8 protein-coding genes and 2 tRNA genes are annotated in these 8,590 nt (G+C 53.8%); 2 read left to right on the top strand and 8 right to left on the bottom strand.

All coding sequences use genetic code 11. The features are described from left to right. Positions 1-2: 2 nt before the first annotated feature. The 5 genes from ilvD to ilvL form a co-directional block, all read right to left on the bottom strand. Positions 3-1,853, bottom strand: a complete 1,851-nt coding sequence (gene ilvD, locus DBY68_RS18310; RefSeq protein ID WP_108476934.1) for a dihydroxy-acid dehydratase — start codon at positions 1,851-1,853, stop codon at positions 3-5. Positions 1,854-1,915: 62 nt separating this feature from the next. Beyond that, the gene (locus tag DBY68_RS18315; protein ID WP_108476935.1) at positions 1,916-2,845 is read right to left on the bottom strand and encodes a branched-chain amino acid transaminase; all 930 of its coding nucleotides are present in this window, start codon (positions 2,843-2,845) and stop codon (positions 1,916-1,918) included. Positions 2,846-2,862: 17 nt separating this feature from the next. Next, a complete protein-coding gene (gene ilvM / locus DBY68_RS18320; protein ID WP_108476936.1) occupies positions 2,863-3,126 on the bottom strand; it encodes an acetolactate synthase 2 small subunit in 264 nt (87 codons plus the stop codon). Beyond that, a complete protein-coding gene (gene ilvG / locus DBY68_RS18325; RefSeq protein ID WP_108476937.1) occupies positions 3,123-4,769 on the bottom strand; it encodes an acetolactate synthase 2 catalytic subunit in 1,647 nt (548 codons plus the stop codon). The genes ilvM and ilvG overlap by 4 nt, the downstream gene beginning before the upstream one ends. 139 nt (positions 4,770-4,908) lie before the next feature. Next, complete coding sequence (gene ilvL, locus DBY68_RS18330) at positions 4,909-5,007, bottom strand: ilv operon leader peptide (RefSeq protein ID WP_015966468.1); 99 nt, start codon at positions 5,005-5,007, stop codon at positions 4,909-4,911. Positions 5,008-5,358: 351 nt separating this feature from the next. Here ilvL and DBY68_RS18335 point away from each other — a divergent pair, with 351 nt between their 5' ends. Then, complete coding sequence (locus DBY68_RS18335; protein ID WP_108476938.1) at positions 5,359-6,879, top strand: YifB family Mg chelatase-like AAA ATPase; 1,521 nt, start codon at positions 5,359-5,361, stop codon at positions 6,877-6,879. Positions 6,880-6,904: 25 nt separating this feature from the next. On the opposite strand, the gene DBY68_RS18340 is transcribed toward DBY68_RS18335, so the two are convergent. Further along, on the bottom strand, positions 6,905-7,243 hold the full coding sequence (locus DBY68_RS18340) for a DUF413 domain-containing protein (RefSeq protein ID WP_108476939.1): 339 nt from the start codon (positions 7,241-7,243) through the stop codon (positions 6,905-6,907). A gap of 118 nt (positions 7,244-7,361) precedes the next feature. Here DBY68_RS18340 and hdfR point away from each other — a divergent pair, with 118 nt between their 5' ends. Continuing rightward, positions 7,362-8,183, top strand: a complete 822-nt coding sequence (gene hdfR, locus DBY68_RS18345) for an HTH-type transcriptional regulator HdfR (RefSeq protein ID WP_108476940.1) — start codon at positions 7,362-7,364, stop codon at positions 8,181-8,183. 91 nt (positions 8,184-8,274) lie between these two features. Here hdfR and DBY68_RS18350 read toward each other — a convergent pair. Both DBY68_RS18350 and DBY68_RS18355 read right to left on the bottom strand, forming a co-directional pair. Next, positions 8,275-8,350, bottom strand: a tRNA-Trp gene (locus tag DBY68_RS18350). A 53-nt stretch (positions 8,351-8,403) separates the two neighbouring features. After that, positions 8,404-8,480, bottom strand: a tRNA-Asp gene (locus tag DBY68_RS18355). Positions 8,481-8,590: the final 110 nt, after the last annotated feature.

Raw genomic sequence — 8,590 nt, forward strand, 5'->3', positions numbered from 1 at the left:
CATTAACCCCCCAGTTTCGATTTATCGCGCACCGCGCCTTTATCGGCGCTGGTCGCCAGGCTGGCGTAAGCGCGCAGCGCAAAGGAGACCTGACGTTCACGGTTTTTCGGCGTCCAGGCTTTGTCGCCGCGAGCTTCCTGCGCTTCACGACGCGCCGCCAGTTCGGCATCGCTTACCTGCAACTGAATACCTCGGTTCGGAATGTCGATGGCAATCAGGTCGCCGTCTTCAATCAGGCCAATGCTGCCGCCGCTGGCCGCTTCCGGTGAGACGTGACCGATGGAAAGGCCAGAGGTGCCGCCGGAGAAGCGTCCATCGGTGATCAGCGCACAGGCTTTGCCGAGGCCCATCGATTTCAGGAAGCTGGTTGGGTAGAGCATTTCCTGCATCCCTGGGCCGCCTTTCGGACCTTCATAGCGGATCACTACAACATCTCCTGCGACAACTTTACCGCCAAGAATCGCTTCTACCGCGTCGTCCTGGCTTTCGTACACTTTCGCCGAGCCGGTGAATTTGAGGATGCTGTCATCCACGCCCGCCGTTTTCACGATGCAGCCATTTTCCGCGAAGTTACCGTAAAGCACCGCCAGGCCACCGTCTTTGCTGTAGGCGTGTTCCAGCGAGCGGATACAGCCGTTTGCGCGATCGTCGTCCAGCGTATCCCAGCGGCAATCCTGCGAGAATGCCTGGGTGGTACGAATGCCTGCAGGGCCGGCGCGGAACATATTTTTTACCGCGTCATCCTGGGTAACAACAATGTCATACTGTTCAAGGGTTTGCGGCAACGTCAGGCCCAGCACGTTTTTCACATCGCGATTCAATAAGTTAGCGCGATCGAGCTCACCCAGAATCCCCAGAACGCCACCTGCCCGGTGCACATCTTCCATATGGTATTTCTGGGTACTCGGTGCGACTTTACACAACTGCGGTACCTTGCGGGAAAGCTTATCGATATCACTCATAGTGAAGTCAATTTCCGCTTCCTGTGCTGCCGCCAGCAGGTGGAGAACGGTGTTGGTAGACCCGCCCATCGCGATATCCAGCGTCATGGCGTTTTCAAACGCTGCTTTGCTGGCAATATTGCGCGGCAGTGCGGATGCATCTTCCTGCTCGTAATAGCGTTTAGTCAGTTCAACAATGCGTTTACCGGCATTGAGAAACAGCTGCTTACGATCGGCGTGGGTTGCCAGCAGTGAGCCGTTGCCCGGCTGAGACAGGCCCAGCGCTTCGGTCAGGCAGTTCATGGAGTTGGCGGTGAACATCCCGGAACAAGAGCCGCAGGTTGGGCAGGCGGAACGTTCAACCTGATCGCTTTGGGAATCAGAAACTTTCGGATCTGCCCCCTGAATCATCGCATCAACCAGATCGAGTTTAATTATCTGATCGGAAAGCTTGGTTTTCCCGGCTTCCATCGGGCCGCCGGAAACAAAGATGACCGGGATGTTCAGGCGCAGGGAAGCCATCAGCATCCCTGGGGTGATTTTGTCGCAGTTGGAGATACAGACCATCGCATCGGCGCAGTGGGCGTTAACCATATATTCAACGGAGTCAGCGATCAGCTCGCGAGACGGCAGTGAATAAAGCATGCCCCCGTGGCCCATGGCGATACCGTCATCCACCGCAATGGTGTTGAACTCTTTGGCGACGCCGCCTGCCGCTTCAATCTGTTCAGCAACCAGTTTACCGAGATCGCGCAGGTGTACGTGGCCCGGCACGAACTGGGTAAACGAGTTTACAACCGCAATAATCGGCTTACCGAAATCGGCGTCTGTCATCCCGGTGGCGCGCCACAGTGCGCGGGCACCCGCCATATTACGGCCATGGGTGGTGGTAGCGGAACGATACTTAGGCATGCTTTATTTACTCCCAGTGTCTGTCTAATAAAAGGGACGGTGCGTGCCGTCCCCTTTCTTTGTTAGTTATTAACCTGATCCAACCAGCCCCATTTATCCTCGGTTTCACCGGTGAAGAGGCCAAAGAATGCTTGTTGAATACGTTTGGTAACCGGGCCACAGCGGCCTGCGCCTACCTGGATACCGTCGACGCTGCGTACAGGCGTGATTTCCGCTGCTGTACCAGACATGAATACTTCATCCGCCAGGTACAGAGATTCGCGCGACAGCACCTGCTCGCGAACTTCGATATCGAGATCTTTCGCCAGCTTGATAATGGCATCACGGGTGATACCCGGCAGCGCGGAAGAGGTGAACGGCGGCGTGAACAGGATGCCATCCTTCACTTCAAACAGGTTTTCGCCCGCGCCCTCAGAGATATAGCCATTTACGTCCAGCGCGATGCCTTCCTGATAACCGTGGCGACGCGCTTCGCTCCCCACCAACAGGGAAGAGAGATAGTTGCCACCCGCTTTCGCAGCGGTCGGGATGGTGTTCGGCGCAACGCGGTTCCAGGAAGAGACCATCGCATCAATACCCTGGTCCAACGCTTCTGCGCCCAGATATGCGCCCCACGGAAACGCGGCAATAATCACGTCAGTTTTGTAGCCATCCGGCGGGTTCACACCCATACCGACGTCGCCAACAAAGACCAGCGGACGAATATAAGCGCTGGTCAGATTGTTTTTGCGGATCACCGCGCGGCAGGCTTCCATTAATTCATCAACGCTCTGAGAGACCGGGAAGCGATAAATTTTGGCTGAGTCATGCAGACGCTGCATGTGTTCGCGATGGCGGAACACCACTGGCCCTTTGTGAGAGTCGTAGCAACGGATACCTTCGAAGACGGAAGTACCGTAGTGCAACGCATGGGACATCACGTGAACTTTCGCCTCACCCCATGGAACCATCTCACCATTGAACCAAATGTAATCAGCTTTTTTCGTCGTCATTTTTCTTCCTTTTGCGCTCAGGCGCTAATTTGTTGTGATGTTGTCTGGCACTGATGGACGGCGACAGAAGCAACGTCCACCAGTTTACTTAACTGGCTAAACAGTAATTCGACCGGGCGGGGACTGGCAACGGTCAATTCGATATTTATATTCTGTGCATCGGTGGCCGCTTCCATATTCATGGCGCAAATTTGAAAACCACGATGGCGAACCACACGTAACACACGTTCCAGCGTTTCCGGATTGAAGCGAGCCTGCACGGCGAGCTGATGTTGCATCATGATAATTTCTCCAGCATTTCTGCATTACTGGCACCGGGCGGTACCAATGGCCAGACGTTCTCAAGTTCGTCTATTGAGACATGAAGCAGGTACGGGCCTTCGCTTGCCAGCAGGGTGTCAAGTGCCGCTTCAACCTGGTCTTTACGGGTGATGTGCTGGCCAGGGATGCCAAAGGCACTGGCCAGCGTAAGAAAATCAGGGTTATCGGTAAGCGTGGTTTCGCTGTAGCGTTCCTGAAAGAACAACTGCTGCCACTGGCGAACCATGCCTAAACGCTGGTTATCCAGCAGAACAATTTTCAGCGGCAGCTGCTTACGCTTCACGGTGCCCAACTCTTGAACGTTCATCATGAAAGAACCATCGCCGGAGATGCAGATAACCGTGTCGCTCGGACGGGCAACCTGCGCGCCAACCGCAGCCGGCAGGCCGAAGCCCATGGTGCCTAAGCCGCTGGAAGTGATGAAGTTTTCCGGACGGGTGTAGGTCATGTGTTGTGCAGACCACATCTGGTGCTGACCCACATCGGTAGTGACAACGCTATCGGCAGGCTTGCGGTCAGAAAGCTGTTTGAGCAGCAACGGCGCATAGATAGCCTCGCCCGGGTGATCGTAACGCCAGGCGTGCTCGGCACGCAGTTCTGCAATGTGCTGACGCCACCCATCAATCGACAGAGATTGTTGCAACGCGGGCAGTAAGGCATTGAGGTCACCCTGCAGGGCAACGTGTGCCTGACGCAGTTTGTTCATTTCCGCCGGGTCGATATCCATGTGAATCACTTTGGCGTGCGGTGCGAAGGTGTTCAGCTTGCCAGTCACGCGATCATCAAAGCGCGCGCCAACGGCGATCAGCAGGTCACACTCCTGCACCGCCAGGTTCGCGGCTTTGGTGCCGTGCATCCCCAACATCCCGAGGTAATACGGATAATCGGCATCAACCGCGCCGAGGCCTTTCAGCGTGCAAGTCGCTGGCATCTGGGTAACGGCGATAAATTCGCGTAACGCGGGAACCGCCTGTGCCATCCCAACGCCGCCGCCTACATACAGCATCGGCTTGTGCGCCTGCGCCAGCATCTGGCGAGCGACATCAGCGTCGGCGTGTGGGAAGGCGTCTTCGCTGGCGACGGTGGAAAAGTGCGGTTCCAGATCGCCCTGCGCCACCTGAATATCTTTCGGAATATCAACCAGAACGGGGCCCGGACGGCCTGAGTTTGCCACCTGGAATGCTTCTGCCATCACGCGCGGCAGCTCTTCCAGCGACTGCACCAGGAAACTATGTTTGGTGCAGGAAAGTGATAAACCGAGAACGTCCACTTCCTGAAACGCATCCGTTCCGATGAACGGAGAAGCCACCTGGCCGGTGATCGCCACAACCGGAACAGAATCCAGCAGGGCATCAGCGAGGCCAGTTATCAGATTGGTGGCACCAGGGCCCGATGTCGCGATGCAGACGCCGGTTTTACCGGTGGCACGTGCATAACCAATTGCCGCCATCGCCGCGCCCTGCTCGTGTCGACACAAAAGGTGCTCCACGCCGCCGTCATACAATGCATCGTAAACCGGCATAATTGCGCCACCTGGATAACCGAAAACTGTCTCGACTCCTTGTGCCCGCAACGCATGTACTACCCATTGTGCCCCATTCATAGTTAGTTCCCCGCCGTAGATCGGGAGAAACAGGATTTTGTGCTACAACTCATAATCTGCTCCTCGCTATTGTTTTTATGTCATAAAAAAACCCCCGGACCTTTCGGTGCGGGGGTCTTAGTTCGTTAAGGCTTGATTTCTAAGCCTTTCCTCGTCCAAGTGCAGCCCCGCACGGTGGGATAATAATCACCACCACGCTAATCACGACCAGGCTAATCACTCGTAGAAGGGCTTTCATTTTTGTCTATTCTTGCATCTTGTTCGAAGGAATGCCTACAGAGTTACCACAGACGTTTAGAACAGCACAAGTTTTTTTTATTACTGTGATATGCATCATGCTGCGGATCTTGTGCAAGATAATTGTTTTATATGAAAAAAATATGAATTGAATTTTTTTCACCTGTTGAGCATTTTCAATCCTCTTGCGCCTGCGGGAATGGTCGGGCTGCGGGAAATGCGAGACGCATGCTGATTTTATTGAAATCTCTTGAAACAGTGGCGATATGTTTGAATCGTCGCCGTAAAAGTAAAAACTCGCTAGTTATTCATATAAAAAGGGCGCGCATAATGCCGCACATCAGGAGGCATTATGTCACTATCCGTTGTCTACACGCGCGCGGCGCTTGGCGTCACCGCCCCGCTCATTACCGTTGAAGTTCACATTAGTCAGGGGTTGCCAGGCCTCACCATGGTGGGCCTGCCGGAAACGACCGTAAAAGAAGCGCGCGACCGCGTTCGTAGCGCAATTATCAACAGCGGTTATGAGTATCCGGCTAAGAAAATCACGGTTAACCTGGCACCGGCCGATCTGCCGAAGGAAGGGGGGCGATATGATTTACCTATCGCTCTCGCGCTTCTGGCGGCCTCTGAGCAGCTCAATCCACAGAAGCTGGGTCAATACGAGTTTGTGGGCGAACTTGCGCTTACAGGTGCACTACGCGGCATTCCCGGCGCGATTTCAGCAGCAATTGAGGCGGATAAAGCCGGTCGGCAGATTGTGGTAGCCGAAGATGATGCTGCGCAGGTTGGCTTACTGGGTGGCAGTGAATGCTATATCGCCAGCCATTTGCAGGAGGTGTGCGCCTTTCTTGAAGGGAAACACGAACTACGCACGGCGCAACCTGATACAGCGCCAGTGCCTCTGCTCTGCGAGGACTTAAGTGACGTCATCGGCCAACACCAGGGAAAACGTGCGCTGGAGGTTACCGCTGCGGGTGGCCACAATCTTTTGCTCATTGGCCCACCGGGAACCGGTAAAACGATGCTCGCTTCTCGACTGCGCGGTCTGCTGCCTCCGCTTAACGATCAGGAGGCGCTGGAAACGGCGGCAATTATTAGTCTGGAGAATGCCAGCAACGTACAGAAGCAGTGGCGTCAACGCCCTTTTCGGGCTCCACATCACAGCGCATCGTTAACCGCCATGGTGGGTGGCGGATCTATTCCGGGGCCAGGCGAGATCTCACTGGCGCATAACGGTGTTCTGTTTCTCGATGAGCTTCCGGAGTTTGAACGGCGGGTACTGGATGCCCTGCGCGAACCTATTGAGTCGGGGCAGATTCATATTTCGCGAACAAGGGCGAAAATTACCTATCCGGCGCGCTTTCAATTGATTGCAGCTATGAATCCAAGCCCTACCGGGCATTATCAGGGAAATCACAATCGCTGTACGCCAGAGCAGACGCTGCGTTATCTGGGGCGTCTATCGGGTCCGTTTCTGGACCGTTTTGATCTTTCCCTTGAGATACCGTTGCCTCCACCAGGAATATTGAGTCAGGCGCGTCATGAGGAAGAAAACAGCCATTACGTGCAGGCGCGTGTAATCGAAGCCCAGGCGCGTCAGTATCATCGGCAGGGACAGCTTAACGCCAGGCTTGGTAGTAGTGATATTCGTCGTTTCTGTGTGCTGTGTGATGAAGATGCGCTATGGCTGGAGCAAACGCTCACCACGCTGGGGTTATCAATACGCGCCTGGCAGCGCTTATTGAAAGTATCGCGAACGATTGCCGATCTTGAAGGGGTAGACACTATTGCGCGTCATCATTTACAGGAAGCGCTGAGTTATCGGGGTATTGATCGGGTGTTGATTCATCTGCAAAAGCTGCTGCATTAAAAAAGGGGCCGAAGCCCCTTTCCTGTTAGTCGTCGCTTTCAGTGTAGTCTTCAGCGCCTTCCACCTGCGGCTTCCCACCAGACAGCGTGTGAAAACGTTTAGGACGTTTAATGCGCGTCACATATTTGTTCCATACGCGTTCAGCTTCGGTCGCTGGCTCACGCTCGCCACGGCACACCGCAACAAACTGCTTCTCTTCATCGGTAGCCGGTTCACGTTTACCGAGATCGAGTTCGTTAAAGGCATAGCCACAACGTTCAAGCAGTTGAGCCTCTTTGATGGTGAAATCACCATGACGAGAGAACCCGCGTGGATAATTTTTATTGTCGAAAAAACGATTAGTCGTCGTAAAGCTTTCCGCCATCCTACACGCTCCTAATTCTTTGGCCGAGCTATTTATGGCGCGGAGTATTAGTTACGCTTGACAGAGTGTAAAACAAAAGATTTAAATCATTACGACAAATAATTTTGCGGAGAAAGCTGTGGATACGGAATTGCTAAAAACTTTCCTCGAAGTGAGCAGAACTCGTCACTTCGGGCGCGCTGCGGAAGCCCTCTATTTGACGCAATCTGCGGTTAGTTTTCGCATCCGTCAGTTGGAAAATCAGTTGGGCGTCAATCTCTTCACCCGACATCGCAACAATATTCGTCTGACCGCCGCAGGCGAAAAACTTCTGCCCTATGCAGAAACGCTGATGAATACCTGGCAGGCGGCGCGAAAAGAGGTCGCCCATACCTCGCGGCACAATGAATTCTCAATCGGTGCCAGCGCGTCTCTGTGGGAATGCATGCTAAATAGCTGGCTCGGGAGACTCTATCAATCGTTTGATAATCTTCAATTTGAGGCACGCATTGCCCAGCGTCAGTCGCTGGTAAAACAACTTCATGAGCGGCAACTTGATCTGCTCATCACGACAGAAGCCCCCAAGATGGATGAATTTAGTAGCCAGTTATTGGGAAACTTCACACTCGCGCTTTTCTGTGCATCGCCCTTCAGTGAGAAAGCAGAGCTCAACTATTTGCGTTTGGAATGGGGCCCGGATTTTCAGCAACATGAAGCTGGCCTGATCGCGCACGATGACGTTCCGCTATTGACCACCAGTTCAGCTGATTTGGCAAGACAGCAACTGGAGCCGCTGAAAGGTTGCACGTGGTTACCTACCGCGTGGGCAAAAGAGAAAGGTGGGCTACATACGGTTGCGGATAGCGCGACGCTTTCTCGCCCGTTATACGCCATTTGGTTACAGAACAGCGATAAACAAGCGCAAATACGCGATATTCTGAAAAATAACGTTTTGATTTAGGTATGTTTTAAAGAAAGGAGTGGGATCGCGAGATGTCACTTCGCTGAGTTTCAGGCAAAAAAAATCCTTTGCATCAGCAAAGGATTATATATGGCAGGGGCGGAGAGACTCGAACTCGCGACACCCGGTTTTGGAGACCGGTGCTCTACCAACTGAGCTACGCCCCTAAAGTTTCTTATCATTAAGCCTGCTAATGAAGCAGGCTTAATTTTTTAATAAGTGGCGGAACGGACGGGACTCGAACCCGCGACCCCCTGCGTGACAGGCAGGTATTCTAACCGACTGAACTACCGCTCCACCGAATTTCTTTGTCACTACCCGGATTTTCATCCTGGTTTACTGCAATTTGATGCCTGGCAGTTCCCTACTCTCGCATGGGGAGACCCCACACTACCATCGGCGCTACG

Origin of the sequence: Pseudocitrobacter sp. RIT415, from assembly GCF_003057695.2 — a bacterium.
GTDB classification, from domain to species: Bacteria; Pseudomonadota; Gammaproteobacteria; order Enterobacterales; family Enterobacteriaceae; genus Pseudocitrobacter; species Pseudocitrobacter faecalis.

Excerpts from the sequence above, each read along its gene's own strand:
- ilvD (WP_108476934.1), bottom strand. The coding sequence starts at position 1,853 with ATGCCTAAGTATCGTTCCGCTACCACCACCCATGGCCGTAATATGGCG.
- DBY68_RS18315 (WP_108476935.1), bottom strand. The coding sequence starts at position 2,845 with ATGACGACGAAAAAAGCTGATTACATTTGGTTCAATGGTGAGATGGTT.
- ilvM (WP_108476936.1), bottom strand. The coding sequence starts at position 3,126 with ATGATGCAACATCAGCTCGCCGTGCAGGCTCGCTTCAATCCGGAAACG.
- ilvG (WP_108476937.1), bottom strand. The coding sequence starts at position 4,769 with ATGAATGGGGCACAATGGGTAGTACATGCGTTGCGGGCACAAGGAGTC.
- ilvL (WP_015966468.1), bottom strand. The coding sequence starts at position 5,007 with ATGAAAGCCCTTCTACGAGTGATTAGCCTGGTCGTGATTAGCGTGGTG.
- DBY68_RS18335 (WP_108476938.1), top strand. The coding sequence starts at position 5,359 with ATGTCACTATCCGTTGTCTACACGCGCGCGGCGCTTGGCGTCACCGCC.
- DBY68_RS18340 (WP_108476939.1), bottom strand. The coding sequence starts at position 7,243 with ATGGCGGAAAGCTTTACGACGACTAATCGTTTTTTCGACAATAAAAAT.